The organism is Pseudomonas sp., from assembly GCF_049301935.1.
In the GTDB taxonomy this organism is placed as follows: domain Bacteria; phylum Pseudomonadota; class Gammaproteobacteria; order Pseudomonadales; family Pseudomonadaceae; genus Aquipseudomonas.
Map to the genome: position 1 here is coordinate 13,605 of NZ_JBAQLP010000010.1, position 13,937 is coordinate 27,541.

The window sequence follows — 13,937 nt, forward strand, 5'->3', positions numbered from 1 at the left end:
TCTCCATGAAAACCCCTCTCTGGTTCCCGCAAAGCTTCTTCGCCCGCACCCTGTGGCTGGTGTTGATCGTGGTGCTGTTCTCCAAGGCGCTGACCTTGGTTTATCTGATGATGAACGAGGACGTGCTGGTCGATCGTCAGTACAGCCACGGCGCGGCGCTGACCCTGCGCGCCTACTGGGCGGCGGACCCGCAAGACCGCGCCAGCATCGCCGCCGCCGCAGAGCTTAAGCGGGTGCCGTATGAGCAGGTCCCGGCCACCGAACAGCATTGGCCTTACAGCGAGATCTTTGCCCGGCAGATGCAAACCGAACTGGGCCCGGCCACCGAAGTGCGGGTGAGCGCCAAGCACCCACCGGCGCTCTGGGTGCATGCGCCGAGCCTGGGCGACGACTGGCTGCGGGTACCGCTGTATCCGCACCCGCTGCGCGGCCAGCGGATCTGGAATGTACTCGGCTGGTTCCTGGCCATCGGCCTGTTGTCGACGGCGGCGGCGTGGATTTTCGTCCGTCAGCTCAGCGCACCGCTCAAGCGCCTGGTGTTTGCCGCGCGGCAGATCGGTAAGGGGCGCAGCGTGCGTCTGCCGGTGGGGGATACGCCGAGCGAGATGGCCGAGGTCTACCGCGCCTTCAACCAGATGGCCGAAGACGTCGAGCAGGCCGCCCGCGAGCGAGAGCTGATGCTCGCCGGGGTGTCGCATGACCTGCGCACGCCGCTGACCCGGCTGCGCCTGTCGATGGAATTTCTGCACACCGATTCGGAGCTGACCGAGGACATGGTGCGCGATATCGAGGACATGGACGCGATCCTCGACCAGTTCCTCGCCTTTATCCGCGATGGCCGTGACGAACCGCTGGAGCAACTCGATCTGCTTGAGCTGATCCGCGAAGTGGTCGCGCCCTACAACCAGAAACAGGAAATGGTGCGCCTGTGCCTGGAGCCCGTACCGGCCTTTCCGCTTCGGCGGGTGTCGCTCAAGCGGTTGCTGGTCAACCTGATTGAAAACGCCCTGCGCTATGGCGGCAACGCGGTGGAAGTGGCGGTTTCCCTGTCTGGCGATCACAGCGCGCCTTATGTGGTGCTGAGTGTGCTGGACCGTGGCGCAGGGATCGATCCGGCCGAGCTGGGCAGCATCTTCAACCCCTTTATCCGCGGCGACCGTGCTCGCGGCGGGCAGGGTGCCGGGTTGGGGCTGGCCATAGTCCGGCGCATCGCCGCCTTGCACGGTGGCAGCGTCGAATTGCGCAACCGCTCCGGCGGTGGCCTGGAGGCGCGGGTTTGCCTGCCATTAGGGCTGCTGTTGCCGCGCGACGCGGTGTAAGAAAACCTGGGCATGCTGCCCCTACTGCGCTGAACTATGCTCTAGCAGCGCGACGACATGAGGTCAGCATGCCTGCAGTTCCCCATCGCCTCTCCCTGTGGACCTGGTTGCTGCCGCTGCCAATGCTCCATCTGGCCACTTGGCTATCCCTGGCGACCCAGTTCACCGATGGGGCAGCGCTCTGGTATCCACCGTTTGCCCTGGCGCTGGTGTTTGCCTTGTGGTGGGGGCCACGGGTGCTGCTGGCGGTGTACCTCAATGCCATGTTGTCGATCCCCCTCTGGGATTTGCCCTGGCAGTGGGCCCCGCTCTATGCGCTGTCGGAAACCTTGGGTGTCGCCCTGGCCTGGCTGTTACTCAGGCTGCGCCCGTTTGATCCGGCCTTGCCTGATCTGAGCCATTTGCTGCGGTTTATGCTGCTGGGCGTGTTGTTGCCGGTCATTCCCGTGGCGCTGGGGGTGCAAGGCAATCTCTGGCTCTCGGGTTACGCAAGGTTGCAGGACCTGTCCTCGGGCAGCATGACGCTGTGGCTGGCCGACAGCTTGACCGCGCTGGCCATCGCCACCCCCTTGCTGGCTTATCTGACGCCCTGGCTGCGCCGCCGCAGCTGGCTGGCTGCACCCGTACTCAGCGGTTGCGAGCAGGTGCCCGAGGTGTTGCGCCAGGTGCCACCCTGGCCACTGCTGGTGCTGTTGTTAATCGCTATGCCCTGGCTGCTCGGGGTGTTACCACTGACCCTGAACCTGCCGCTGATTGGCGTGATGATGTTGGCGTTGGCACTGGTCTGGGGCTTTGCCGGCGGCATCTGCGGTGCGCTGCTCAGCGTGCTGGTGGTGCTGATCCTGCCGCTGCTGCGTGGCCTGGGGGATACCGCCGCCTGGCTCGACCCGCAACGCCTGGAACTGCACTTCAGCGTGCTGCTGTTTATGCTCGCCACCCTGCTGGTGGGGCGCAGCCTGAGTGATCTGCGCCAGGCGCTGGCGCGCAGCGCGCAGATGCAACAGCAGTTGGCCCTGGCCAACCTGGCCCTTGAGGCCAGCCCGCTGGGGGTGATCATTGCCGATGCGCGCCAACAAGGGTTGCCGCTGATCTACTGCAACCCGGCGTTCGAGCAGATTACCGGCTACAACCGCGAGGAAATCCTGGGCAACAACTGGAACTTTCTGCTGCGCGATGATCGGCAGCAACAGGAATTGGGCCGTTTGCAGCAGGCGTTACGCGAGGGGGTGGGCTGCGACGTGGTGCTGCGCAACTACCGCAAGAGCGGCCAACCGTTCTGGAATCAATTTACCCTCGCGCCCATGCGTGACGACCAGGGCCTCAGCCATTTCGTCGCCTTGCAGAGCGACGTGACGGCCCGTGAACAACTGGCCACTCAGGTGCGTTCGCAGAGTGACGAGCTGCTCAGGCAGAGCCATCTGTTCAGCCAGACCGAGCATATCGCCAACCTGGGGGGCTGGGTGCTGAATGTCCCGCAGCAGAGCATGGATTGGAGTGCCGGCTGCTTTCGCATCTACGAACTGGACCCGAAAAATGGTACGCCGGATCTAAACAAGGCCCTGAGTTACCTGGATGCCAGTGGCCGCGCCCTGTCAGAGCAGGTGTTGCAACAACTGATCGATGGGCTGGAGCAATTCGATATCGAGGTGCGCCTGCTGACCGCCAAGGGCAATACGCGCTGGTTGCGTATTCGCGGCGTCAGCGAGCGCGACGGCAGTGAGCTGGTGCGGGTGTATGGTGCGCTGCAGGACGTCAGCGCGCGCAAGTATGCCGAACAGCAGCTGCGCGAGCGCGACGAACGGCTACGGCTGTTTTTCGAAGCGCCGCTGATCGGCATGGCCCTGACCAGCCCGAACCTCGCCTGGGAGGAGGTCAACCACAAACTCTGCAGCATTCTTGGGCGTTCGCGCGAACAGCTGCTGGGGTCTAGCTGGGAAGCGCTGTCGCTGGACGACGACCTGCAGATCGAACAGCCGCTGCTCGACCAGGTGCTTAGCGGCAGTCGTGAAGGCTTCGAACTGGAAAAACGCTTTCGCCGCGCCGATAACAGCCTGGTGCATACCCGCGTCAGCCTGCGTGCGGTGCGCCACAGCACGGGCCGAGTGCGCATGTTCCTGCTGTTGGTTGAGGACATCAGCCAGCGCCTGCAAGCCGAGGCGCGCTACCGCACCATCGTCGAGAATGCGCCCGAGGCGATCATGCTGTTCGACCTGCACGGCCGCTTGGTCGAGTGCAACGACAATGCCCTGCGCCTGCTGCGCTACAGCCGCGAAGAAATCGTTAGCAAGTGCGTGTTTGAACTGAGCCCGAGCAAGCAGGCCGATGGCCAGTTGACCGCCGAGCTGGGGCAGCGCTATTTGCAACGGGCGATGGCCGGCGAAGCGCCGGTTTTTGAGTGGTTGCACCGTGACAGTGGCGGGCGGCAGATTCCCTGTGAGGTGCGCCTGGTGCGTATGCCCGGTGAGCCGGTGCTGATTCGCGGCAGCATCACCGATATTTCCGAGCGCCAGCGCTATCAGCGCGAGATCGAACGACTGGCCTTTAGCGACGAACTCACCGGTCTGCCCAATCGGCGCCTGCTGCTCGACCGTCTGCAGCATGCGATGGACCGTGAGCAGCGCGAGAACACCCTGGGTGCGCTGCTGTTTATCGACCTTGATCACTTTAAAACGGTCAACGACAGCCTCGGCCATCTGGTCGGCGATGGCTTGCTGCGCGAGGTTACCACGCGTTTGGCCGGTGGCTTGCGTGCCGAAGACACCCTGGCGCGGATGGGTGGCGACGAGTTTGTGGTGCTGCTCGAAGGGCTCGACAGCAACCCGCGGCAGGCCGCAGAAGCGGCGGCGATCACTGCTGAAAAACTGCTGAAAAGCCTGGTCGGCAGCTGCTGGATCGATGGTCATGAGCTGTCGATCAGCGCCAGTATCGGCATCGCCCTGCATCCGTTCGGCACCCAGATTGCCTCCGATGTGCTGAAACAGGCAGATACCGCGATGTACCGAGCCAAGCAGGGCGGACGCAACGCCCTGCACTTCTTCGCCCCGGAGATGCAGTTGGCCATCGACCAGCGCCTGCAGTTGCAGAGCGAGCTGCGTCAGGCGGTGCAGCGCAATCAGCTGCATCTGGTGTTTCAGCCGCAACTGGCGCTGGCCACCGAGCGTATCGCCGGCGCGGAAGTGCTGCTGCGCTGGGCCCACCCGGAGCGCGGCGAAATCATGCCGGGCGACTTTATTCCGCTGGCCGAAGAAACCGGGCTGATTGAAGAACTCGGCGCCTGGGTGCTGGAGCAGGCCTGCGCTGCGCTGGCGCGCTGGCTACCGCAGTGGCCGCAGCTGGTGCTGGCGGTCAACCTGAGCCCGCGTGAGCTGCGCCAGCGCGGCTGCGTGGCGCGCATCCGCGACTGCCTGCAACGTCATCAGGTGCCGGCCACGGCGCTGGAGCTGGAAATCACCGAGGGCGTGCTGCTGGAGGAGGTCGAGCAGTGCATCAGCAATATGCAGGCGCTCAAGGCGTTGGGTGTGCGCTTTGCCATCGACGATTTTGGTACCGGTTATTCCTCGCTGACCTACCTCAAGCGCCTGCCGCTGGATCGTCTGAAGATCGACCGCAGCTTTACCTGGGACATGGATGGTGAAGACGGTAGTGGCCTGATGCTGGTGCAGACCATCCTGGTGATTGCCGGCAACCTGGGCCTGGAATGCGTGGCCGAAGGCATCGAAAGTCAGTGGCAGCTCGATTGCCTGCGTCAGCATGGCTGCTCGCTGGGGCAGGGTTATCTGTTTAGTCGGCCGCTGCCAGAGGCGGATTTCCAGGCCTGGATGCAGCAGCACCCGCTATAGGCTGAATCCGCATTGCGCCATCCCTGCCGCCTATGGTGAGCTGCACCACCGGCCCGGTCATCCTTGGCCGTGCGTTCGCCTGTGCCCGGTTCACCCCTTGCCCTTGGTGCGGGTCAGGTGCGGGCCGCCGTTCTTCTCGATGTACTGGATGATGATGCCCGCCACATCCTTGCCGGTGGTGGTTTCGATGCCTTCCAGGCCGGGCGATGAGTTCACCTCCATCACCAGCGGGCCGTGGTTGGAGCGCAGGATATCCACCCCGGCCACGCTCAAGCCCATGACCTTGGCCGCACGGATGGCGGTCATGCGTTCCTCCGGGGTGATCTTGATCAGGCTGGCGCTGCCACCCCGGTGCAGGTTGGAGCGAAATTCGCCGGGCTTGGCCTGGCGCTTCATCGCCGCGATCACCTTGTCGCCGACCACGAAACAGCGGATATCCGCGCCGCCGGCTTCCTTGATGTATTCCTGCACCATGATGTCCTGCTTGAGGCCCATAAAGGCCTCGATCACCGACTCGGCCGCCGTCGCCGTCTCACACAGCACCACGCCGATGCCCTGGGTGCCCTCCAGTACCTTGATCACCAGCGGCGCGCCATTGACCATGTCGATCAGGTCGGCGATATCATCCGGGGAGTGGGCGAAACCGGTCACCGGCAGGCCGATGCCACGGCGTGACAGCAGTTGCAGCGAGCGCAGCTTGTCCCGCGAGCGGGCAATGGCCACCGACTCGTTGAGCGGGAACACCCCCATCATCTCGAACTGGCGCAGCACCGCGCAGCCATAGAAGGTTACCGAGGCACCGATGCGCGGGATCACCGCATCGAAGCCTTCCAGCGGCTTGCCGCGGTAGTGGATCTGCGGCTTGTGGCTGGCGATGTTCATATAGGCGCGCAGGGTATCGATCACCACCATCTCGTGGCCCCGCAGCTGCCCGGCTTCGACCAGGCGGCGGGTGGAATACAGGCGCGGGTTGCGCGACAGCACGGCGATCTTCATTGGGCACCAGATGGGTCAGCAAGGGTGGGTTTGTTCTGTACATAGGTCAGCGCCGGGTTGACCAGCAGCTGTCCGTCGACCAGGGCTTTGGAACCGAGCAGCACGCGGTAGCGCATGGTCTTGCGGCAGGTCAGGGTGAATTCCACCGGCCATTCGCGTTCCCCCAGGGTCAGGTGGGTGCGGATCACATAACGCGACTGGGTGTGGCCGTTGGAGCTTTTGATGGTTTTCACTGACACCAGCTGCGCCTCGCAGCGATGGCGGCGCTGCACCAGCGTGCCGAGATGCGCGGTAAAGCGCACCCAGGGCTCGCCATCGCGGTCGAACGGCTGGATATCGCTGGCGTGCAGGCTGGAGGTGCTGGCGCCGGTGTCGATCTTGGCGCGCAGGCCGACCATGCCCAGTTGCGGCAGGTTGATCCATTCACGCAGGCCGATTACGCCCAGTTGGTCGAAAGTCTTCACAGGTGGGGCGTTTCTCCAGATAGTGCGGGCATTCTAGTTGGCACGTGTGACAACTGCATCAGGCAAAATGTCCGCCTGCACAGCAGGCATCAGTGGGGATCAGATGAGCAATAAAGACGACGACAAGGTGCGCCTGGATAAATGGCTGTGGGCCGCGCGTTTCTACAAAACCCGCGCCCTGGCCAAGGCGGCGATAGAGGGCGGCAAGGTGCACCATCGCGGCGAGCGCTGCAAACCGGGCAAGGAGCCGAGAGTCGGTGATGTGTACGTGATCCGCACCGGCTTCGAGGAGCGCAGCGTGGTGGTGCAGGCACTTTCAGTGGTGCGCCGTGGTGCGCCCGAGGCGCAGGCCTTGTATGCCGAAACGGCGGAAAGCATTGAACGCCGCGAGCTGGCCGCGGCGCAGCGCAAGGCCGGAGCCCTGGGCATGCAGACCGATGGCCGACCGAGCAAGAAGCAGCGCCGGCAGATGCACGACTTCAATGATCGGCAAGACGGCGGTCTGCGCCATCCCTGGGCTGACGAAGAAGCCTAGGGGCGTGGCGCCTTGTGTTTAACGCCCGCTGATAACGCTTAGGCGGCCCAGCAGTGGCAACTTGGCCAGGCTCTGGAGCAGCGGTTGAGTGACGTACTCCAGCCATTCGCTGGTTTTGTAGGCAAAGGGGGTAAAGCAGGCCCAGGCCAGGCCCATCAGGGCGAGGAACAGGCCGCCCACCAGGGCATCCGAACCCCAGTGCGCACCGGCCACCAGGCGCGGCAGCATAAAGATCACCGCCATCGACCAGACCAGCAGCAAGCGCCAGTTGCGCGCGAAGAGGCTCATAAACATCGCCCAGAGCAGCAGTACCGAGGCGTGGTCACCGGGGAAGCTACGGGTGGCGCTGTCCTTCATATCCCAGCGCTCTTCCCAGGTCGGGAACAGCTCAGTCAGGCGTGCTGCGCCTTCCACCACCAAGGACGCGCTCGGGCGTTGCCAGCCCATCAGCTTAACCAGCTCGGCGAAGCCGACGCGAAACAGCAACATCACGATCAGTGCCGCGAGAAAGGCATACAGCGCCTTGCGCACCTGGACGCCGCTGAACACCAGGTCAGCCTTGAGCATCACGGCCAGCATCAGCACGCCAACCCCCATGTCCACCGGGCGCATGCTGCCGATCGCCCAGGTCTGCGCCCACAGCCCGGCGCTGTGTACCGGTTCATTAAGCAGGGCAAACAGCTGCAGATCGAATTGGTCCCACAGCGCGCGGCTGGGCGTCCACAGCCAACTGGCGAGCAGCAGCAACGCGACGATATGGCTGGCAATCAGTGGGCGGACACGCCACTGCTGATTAATAAAAGAAGGGTTCATGCAGTGGCATCCTTGTCATCTGTAGGGTTTACGGCGGCCGGCATGCTAGGGATCTGGTCACAAAAATGCAAAGTTTCGCCCAGCCTTTTGTCGCTAACTGTGATGCTGATGGCTATCGATAGCTTCCGCCCGCAGCGCCGATAGATAAGAGGCGCTTGGTCAGATGGGCGTTTGCGCCTAAAATCGGCGGCCGAGTCACATTCAGTGAAGTTGGCATGTCTGATTTTTCCCAACGCTTCTTGTTCGACGACAGCGATATTCGCGGTGAGCTGGTCGGCCTGACCGACAGCTACAGCCATGTGCTGGCCAAACACAGCTACCCGCAACCGGTCGCCCAGCTGCTGGGTGAGCTGCTGGCCGCCGCCTCGCTGCTGATCGGCACGCTGAAGTTCGACGGCCTGCTGATCCTGCAGGCGCGTTCCTCCGGGGCCGTGCCCTTGCTGATGGTCGAATGCTCCAGCGACGGCGAGCTGCGCGGTATCGCCCGTTATCACGCGGAACAGATCACCGCCGAGGCCAACCTGCGCGAACTGATGCCCGATGGCGTGCTGGCCATGACCGTCGACCCGAAATCCGGGCAGCGTTATCAGGGTATCGTCGACCTGGAAGGCGACACCCTGGCCGATTGCCTGAGCAATTACTTCGCCACGTCCGAGCAGTTGCCGACGCGTTTCTGGCTTAGTGCAGACGGTCAGCGTGCGCGCGGCTTGTTGTTGCAACAGCTGCCGGCCGACCGCCTGAAAGATGCCGATGAGCGTGAAGCCAGCTGGCAGCACGCCCTGGCCCTGGCCGATACCCTGAAGGCCGAGGAGCTGCTGGGCCTGGATAACCAAACTCTGCTGCACCGCCTGTATCACCAGGAGCCGCTGCGTCTGTTTGACCCGCGCGCCCTGCAGTTCCGCTGCAGCTGCTCGCGTGAGCGTTCCAGCCGCGCGCTGATCAGCCTCGGCCAGGCCGACGCCGAAGCGCTGGTGCAGGAACATGGCGGCAGCGTGGAAATCGATTGCCAGTTCTGCAATGAGCGTTATCTATTCGATGCCGCCGATGTGCTGCAACTGTTTATCGATGGCAACACGGATGCGCCGTCGAATACGCGCCACTGAATTTCAAACAGGTTCTGGGGCAAATCGCAGGTAAATCGTGTCGGAATGATCTGATCAGAGGCTGCACCCGCAGCCGGCTTTTTCTGGCATAATCCGGCGCACTTTTTTCGCTGTAGTAGTGCTCAGTTTTCTACTACAAAACGTTCGGAAGACTCGGCCGCTTGGCCGACGGGGACCCACATGACGCAAGCCAACAACGCCGTGTACACCGACATCAGCGCTGCCCAACTGGTCGAAGAAGCCCTTCGTCGCGGTGAAGGCGAGCTGGCCGCCAACGGCTCCCTGGTCGTACGCACCGGCCACCGCACGGGTCGTTCGCCGGCTGACCGCTTCATCGTGCAAGAGCCGAGCACCGAGGCGAAAATCGCCTGGGGCGCGATCAACCGTCCGTTCCCGGCTGACAAGTTCGATGCCCTGTGGGACCGCGTACAGGCGTTCTCCGACGCCCAGGACAGCTTCGTGTCCTACGTTCATGTAGGTTCCGCCGACGCCCACTACCTGCCGGTCAAGATGACCACCGCCACCGCCTGGCAGAACCTGTTCGGCCGTTGCCTGTTTATCAACCCGCAGCAGTACAACCCGGCGGGCAAGGACGAGTGGCAAGTGCTCAACGTCGCCAACTTCGAGTGCGTACCCGAGCGTGACGGCACCAACTCCGACGGCTGCGTGATCCTCAACTTCGCCGCCAAGAAAGTCCTGATCGCCGGCATGCGTTACGCCGGTGAAATGAAGAAAGCCATGTTCAGCGTGCAGAACTTCCTGCTGCCGGACGCCGACGTGCTGCCGATGCACTGCGCCGCCAACATCGGTGAAGAAGGCGACGTGACCCTGTTCTTCGGTTTGTCCGGCACCGGCAAGACCACCCTGTCGGCCGACGAAAGCCGCTACCTGATCGGCGACGATGAGCACGGCTGGGGCAAGGGCGTGGTGTTCAACATCGAGGGCGGTTGCTATGCCAAGTGCATCGACCTGTCGGAGAAGAACGAGCCGGTGATCTGGAAAGCCATCCAGTTCGGTGCCGTGCTGGAAAACGTGGTGCTCGATGAAAACCGCGTACCGAACTACGCCGACGACAGCCTGACCCAGAACAGCCGAGCGGCTTACCCGCTGGAGCTGGTCGAGAAGCGCAGCGAGAAGAATCTCGGCGGCGAGCCGAACGCGGTGATCTTCCTCACCTGCGACCTGACCGGCGTACTGCCGCCGGTGTCGATCCTTAACGAAGAGCAGGCGGCTTATCACTTCCTCTCCGGTTACACCGCGCTGGTCGGTTCCACCGAAATGGGCAGCGGCGGCGGCATCAAGTCGACCTTCTCCACCTGCTTAGGCGCGCCATTCTTCCCGCGTCCGGCCGGCGCGTACGCGGAACTGCTGATCAAGCGCATCCGCGGCTTCGGCTCCAAGGTCTACCTGGTCAACACCGGCTGGACCGGTGGTGGCTACGGCGTCGGCAAGCGCTTCAATATCCCGACCACCCGTGGCGTGATTGCAGCTATCCAGAGCGGCGCGCTGATCGGTACCGAAACCGAACTGCTGCCGATTATCAACCTGAGCGTGCCGAAGTCGGTACCGGGCGTGGAAACCAACCTGCTCAACCCGCGCAACACCTGGGAAGACAAGAACGCCTACGACGAAGCCGCCAAAGGCCTGGCCAAGCTGTTTATCGAAAACTTCCAGAAGTTCGATGTCAGCGATGCCATCAAGAACGCCGGCCCGCAGCTCTAAGCTGTAACGGCTGCGTTAAAAAACCGCCTTCGGGCGGTTTTTGCATTTCAAGGCTGAATAAGGAGAGGCCGGCCTACGCTGATTGGTTCCCTCGCCCCTCCGGGGAGAGGGTTAGGGAGAGGGGCTGGCAGTGTGTAACTGGCACATCGCCAACGGAAAAGCCGCCCGGAGGCGGCTTTGGGTGCGTATCTGCTGACAGATCAGGCACGTTTGCGAATGTTGCACGTTGCACTCTTGCTCAGGTGGCCGCTCTGCACGGCCTCAGGTGTTGCTATATGGCTGTTTCGGGCCATAGCGCTAACGGGGTTGGCAACTCAGGCGATTCCCAGGGTCTTTGCCTGCGACTGTCGACTTCAGCATGACTGGCTACTGCCAGGTAGGTGTCGATATGTCACGGGTGGCCGCTGGCGCTTTCGAGTTGTATGGCGGCGTTAGGTCTATGGTTTGGCACAACTGACGGCGAACCTGAGTTCTCCCGACCGGACTGCGCATCGTCCCGTTGTTCGCATCAGCTACTCCGGTTTCACCGGGGTCTTTGCTGAGCGGCCATCTGGCCTGGGTGGTGAGCGATCTAGTGGGTAACCGGCAAGCTGCCGCTGAAACCAGATACCTGCATACTCATCTCCTTTGTTGTTCGCATGGTTTGAATGTACGCCTGTATTGCCCGTGGTGTTAGTTGGATTAGTAATAGCAGCGCGGCTTGTAGGAATTAATCATTGTTTGCCGCCCGTGCGGTCGATGGAGTGACAGCTATGAGTACCCTTGCGCGAGTGTTTGGCTTTCAGCAGCTGCGGCCCGGCCAGGAACGGGTGGTGACGGCCGTGCTGGCGGGTCGTTCGGCGGCGGCGATCTTCCCCACCGGTTCGGGCAAGTCACTGTGCTACCAGCTGCCGGCGCTGCACCTGCCGCACCTGTGCCTGGTGGTGTCGCCCTTGCTGGCGCTGATGCAGGACCAGCTGGCCTTCCTGCATGGCCGTGGCATCAGCGCCGCCAGTATCGATTCGGCGCAAAGCCGCGAGGAGGCCAGCGCGGTGATGACCCGGGCGAAATCCGGTGAGCTGAAGATTTTGATGATCTCGGTCGAGCGCTTGAAGAATGAGCGCTTTCGCAACTTTATCAGTCAGGTGCCGATTTCCCTGCTGGTGATCGACGAGGCCCACTGCATCTCCGAATGGGGGCATAACTTCCGCCCGGATTACCTCAAGCTGCCCGACTACCAACGCCAGTTCGGCATCCCCCAGGTGCTGCTGCTCACCGCCACGGCCACACCGCCAGTAATTGCCGACATGCAGAAGAAATTCGCCATCGCCGCCGATGACGTGGTCACCACCGGCTTTTACCGCGCCAACCTCAATCTGCTGGTGGAGCCGGTCGCAGGCATAGACAAGCAACGCCGCCTGGAGCAGTGGCTGGGCGCCAAGGCCGGACAGCCGAGCATCGTCTACGTCACCCAGCAGAAGACCGCCGAGCAGGTGGCCGCGCGCCTGAGCCAACGCGGCATTGCCGCCAGCGCCTACCACGCCGGCATGGCCTCTGATGCGCGCGAGGCGATCCAGCGCCAGTTTATGGCTGGGCAGATCAACTGCATCGTCGCCACCATCGCCTTCGGCATGGGCATCGACAAGGCGGATATCCGCAATGTGCTGCACTTCGACCTGCCCAAATCCATCGAGAACTACAGCCAGGAAATCGGCCGCGCCGGCCGCGATGGCCAGCCCTCCGACTGCCTGGTGCTGGCCAACCGTGACAGCCTCAACGTGCTGGAAAACTTCGTGTACGGCGATACGCCAGAGTTGGACGGTATTCGCTGGGTACTGGATAAGCTGCTGAGTGACAGTGATAGCGGCGAGTGGGAGCTGATGCTTAACCAGCTTTCCGAGCAGAGCAATATCCGTCAGCTGCCGCTGAAAACCCTGCTGGTGCAGCTGGAGCTACGCGGCATCATCGCCCCACGTTACGCCTATTTCGCCGAATATCGCTTCAAATTTCTTCTGGAGCCCGAGGCGCTGCTGGAAAAATTCGACGGCGAGCGGCGGCAGTTTGTCGAGGCGCTGATCAGCACTTCGCAACGCGCGCGCACCTGGTGCACGGTGAATTTCGACCTGCTCTATGGGCAGCACCAGGCCGAGCGCGGCCGGGTGATCAAGGCGCTGGATTATTTTCAGGAAAAGGGCTGGGTCGAGCTGGAAAGCAAGCAGATGACCGAGGTCTACGCGCTGCTCGACCCAGGCTTTGACCCGGCGACCTTGAGCGTTGAACTGCATGGCTATTTCAGCCAGCAGGAGGCCAGCGAAATTCGCCGGATTCACGCCATGCTCGCGCTGTTTGCCAGCGAGCAGTGCCTGAGCCAGCGCCTGGCCGCCTATTTCGGCGATGCCAATGCGCCGCAGCAGTGTGGGCATTGCTCGGTGTGCCGTGGGCAGATCGCCCGCCTGCCCGCGCCACCGGCCTTACGGCCGTTGGCGGAGCAGGATATACACGGCCTATGCGACGGCTTTGTGCAGAAGTATCAGGCGTTGAAAGGCGCACAGCCCAGCGCCGAGTGCCTGACACGCTTTCTCTGCGGCATCAGCGTGCCGCTGTTTAGCAAGCTTAAAGCGCGGCAGATTGCAGGGTTTGCCAGCCTGGAAGACTACCCCTATGCCGAGGTGCGTAGCTCGCTGGTGGCGCAACAGGGCTAGCGGCTTACTCGCCGATATCCTCGTTCCACAGCGTCGGCTGGGCGGCGATAAAGGCCTGCATCAGCTGCAGGCATTCGCTGTTGTGCAGCACGTCGAGCTGCACGCCGCGCTCGCGCAGCAGCGCTTCTTCGCCGAGGAAGGTCTGGTTTTCGCCGATGATCACCTTGGGGATGCCATACAGCAGGATTGCGCCGCTGCACATCGCGCAGGGCGAGAGGGTGGTGTAGAGCACCGACTCGCGGTAGGTCTGCGCGCTCTGCCGGCCGGCATTTTCCAGGGCGTCCATTTCCCCATGGCGAATGGCGCTGCCCTGCTGCACCCGGCGGTTGTGGCCACGGCCAATAATCTGGCCGTTGTGCACCAGCACCGAGCCGATCGGGATGCCGCCTTCGGCCAGGCCCAGGCGGGCTTCGTCGATGGCTGCTTGCATAAACGTGTCCATGGATCGTCCCTCGCTAAAACAAC

At 62.9% G+C, this 13,937-nt stretch carries 10 protein-coding genes; 6 read left to right on the top strand and 4 right to left on the bottom strand.

From position 1 onward, the window contains the following. Window positions 1-5: 5 nt before the first annotated feature. Together WA145_RS01200 and WA145_RS01205 are read left to right on the top strand one after the other, a co-directional pair. Window positions 6-1,319, top strand: a complete 1,314-nt coding sequence (locus WA145_RS01200; protein ID WP_422579809.1) for an ATP-binding protein — start codon at window positions 6-8, stop codon at window positions 1,317-1,319. 68 nt (window positions 1,320-1,387) lie between these two features. Next, window positions 1,388-5,158 carry an EAL domain-containing protein gene (locus tag WA145_RS01205; RefSeq protein WP_422579810.1) on the top strand — a complete coding sequence of 1,257 codons (3,771 nt, stop codon included), beginning with the start codon at window positions 1,388-1,390 and terminating at the stop codon, window positions 5,156-5,158. A gap of 90 nt (window positions 5,159-5,248) precedes the next feature. Here WA145_RS01205 and rimK read toward each other — a convergent pair whose 3' ends face one another. Then, complete coding sequence (gene rimK, locus WA145_RS01210) at window positions 5,249-6,154, bottom strand: 30S ribosomal protein S6--L-glutamate ligase (protein WP_422579811.1); 906 nt, start codon at window positions 6,152-6,154, stop codon at window positions 5,249-5,251. Continuing rightward, the gene (locus WA145_RS01215) at window positions 6,151-6,585 is read right to left on the bottom strand and encodes an ATP-dependent zinc protease (RefSeq protein WP_422579833.1); all 435 of its coding nucleotides are present in this window, start codon (window positions 6,583-6,585) and stop codon (window positions 6,151-6,153) included. The genes rimK and WA145_RS01215 overlap by 4 nt, the downstream gene beginning before the upstream one ends. 136 nt (window positions 6,586-6,721) lie before the next feature. Between WA145_RS01215 and WA145_RS01220 the strand changes: the two genes are divergently transcribed. Beyond that, entirely contained in the window at window positions 6,722-7,153 is a 432-nt protein-coding gene (locus WA145_RS01220) for an RNA-binding S4 domain-containing protein (protein WP_422579812.1), read from the top strand. An 18-nt stretch (window positions 7,154-7,171) separates the two neighbouring features. On the opposite strand, the gene WA145_RS01225 is transcribed toward WA145_RS01220, so the two are convergent. Next, window positions 7,172-7,966, bottom strand: a complete 795-nt coding sequence (locus tag WA145_RS01225; RefSeq protein WP_422579813.1) for a phosphatase PAP2 family protein — start codon at window positions 7,964-7,966, stop codon at window positions 7,172-7,174. A 215-nt stretch (window positions 7,967-8,181) separates the two neighbouring features. On the opposite strand from WA145_RS01225, the gene hslO reads away from it, so the two are divergent. The 3 genes from hslO to WA145_RS01240 all read left to right on the top strand — a co-directional run bounded on the left by hslO (window position 8,182) and on the right by WA145_RS01240 (window position 13,472). Next, window positions 8,182-9,069 (top strand): Hsp33 family molecular chaperone HslO, encoded by an 888-nt coding sequence (gene hslO / locus WA145_RS01230; protein WP_422579814.1) that lies wholly within the window; start codon window positions 8,182-8,184, stop codon window positions 9,067-9,069. 180 nt (window positions 9,070-9,249) lie between these two features. Next, window positions 9,250-10,791 (top strand): phosphoenolpyruvate carboxykinase, encoded by a 1,542-nt coding sequence (locus tag WA145_RS01235; RefSeq protein ID WP_422579815.1) that lies wholly within the window; start codon window positions 9,250-9,252, stop codon window positions 10,789-10,791. Window positions 10,792-11,543: 752 nt separating this feature from the next. Next, window positions 11,544-13,472 carry a RecQ family ATP-dependent DNA helicase gene (locus WA145_RS01240; protein ID WP_422579816.1) on the top strand — a complete coding sequence of 643 codons (1,929 nt, stop codon included), beginning with the start codon at window positions 11,544-11,546 and terminating at the stop codon, window positions 13,470-13,472. Window positions 13,473-13,476: 4 nt separating this feature from the next. Here the strand turns inward: WA145_RS01240 and WA145_RS01245 are convergent, their stop codons facing one another. Then, entirely contained in the window at window positions 13,477-13,914 is a 438-nt protein-coding gene (locus WA145_RS01245; protein WP_422579817.1) for a nucleoside deaminase, read from the bottom strand. Between the last annotated feature and the right edge of the window lie 23 nt (window positions 13,915-13,937).